At 60.7% G+C, this 1,196-nt stretch carries 1 protein-coding gene and 1 pseudogene; one reads left to right on the top strand and one right to left on the bottom strand.

Annotated elements, in window-relative coordinates; genetic code table 11:
• A partial coding sequence (locus ACWPWO_RS18800) for a radical SAM protein (protein ID WP_454007892.1) occupies positions 1–608 on the bottom strand: 608 nt, incomplete at its 3' end.
• A 196-nt stretch (positions 609–804) separates the two neighbouring features.
• On the opposite strand from ACWPWO_RS18800, the pseudogene ACWPWO_RS18805 reads away from it, so the two are divergent.
• Positions 805–1,196, top strand: a pseudogene (locus tag ACWPWO_RS18805) (monovalent cation/H+ antiporter subunit A); the annotation flags it as partial.

A 1,196-nucleotide genomic window follows, 5' to 3' on the forward strand; every position in this document is an offset into this window, starting at 1 on the left:
CGGATGCGGCCGACGGCCTCCTGAACGCGCGGATCGAAATCCTGCACGCCGAAGCTGGTGCGATTGAAGCCCAGTTCCGCCAGGCCCTGCAAGGTGCCGTCGGCCAGGGTGCGCGGATCGATCTCTATGCCCAGCTCGGCATCGGGCGTAAACTGGAAACGCGCCTGCAGGCGTTCCATCAGCCGCGCCAGTTGCGCATGTTCCAGGAAAGTGGGCGAACCCCCGCCCAGGTGCAGTTGTTCGGTGCGCCGGTCCTCGCCCATATACTGGGTGACCATGTCGATCTCGCGCAGCAGGTAGCGCAGATACTGTTCGCTCTTGCTGCGGTCCTGGGTGATGACCTTGTTGCAGGCGCAAAAGTAGCACAAGGACTGGCAGAACGGAATGTGCAGGTACACCGACAAGGGCGGGTTGCTGCTGCTCAGGGCGCGGCGCGAGAGTTCATGTATATAGGGCTGCGCAGGAAAATCCTGAAAGAAGCGATCGGCCGTCGGGTAGGATGTGTAGCGCGGGCCGGTGCGGTCGAAACGCCGGATCAGGGCTTCGGAGATTTCGATGTCGGGATTGCCGAGCGCCGGTGCGTCGGGTTCTTCCAGGATACTGGGCATGGCGGATTCTCCAGCAAGAGGCCTTTTCTTCTTGATAAGCACTCATTGTGAGAGAAAACCCTGGCGAGCCAATTGACCTGCATCAAGACCGCGACAAGTAAAAAATTTACTTTTTTAGCTGACGACAGGCTGACATTAGCGTCATATATCGTATCATTAAGCGCTAACCGCCTAATTTACCGCCCGTTGGAGCCTGATGTATCTGCTCGTGATCCTAGCGCTGCCCTTTGCCGGCAGCTTGCTATCTTCCCTGCTGCCCGCGCATGCGCGCAAACTTCAGGCCTCCCTGGCCGGCGCCGTCGCAGTCTCCTGTGCCCTCCTCACCCTGTACGCCTATCCCGACGTCGCCCGCGGCGAGGTCATCGAATCCTCGCGCGCCTGGATTCCCGCCCACGGCCTGACCTTCAAGCTGCGCATGGATGGCTACGCCTGGCTGTTCAGCTTCATCATCACGGCCATGGGCGCGCTCATCGCCCTCTATGCCCACTACTACCTGTCCGCCCAGGACCCCGTGCGGCGCTTCTTCGCCTTTCTGCAGGCCTTCATGGGCTCGATGCTGGGCGTGGTGCTTTCGGGCAACCTGATCCA

Source organism: Alcaligenes sp. Marseille-Q7550 (assembly GCF_965112015.1).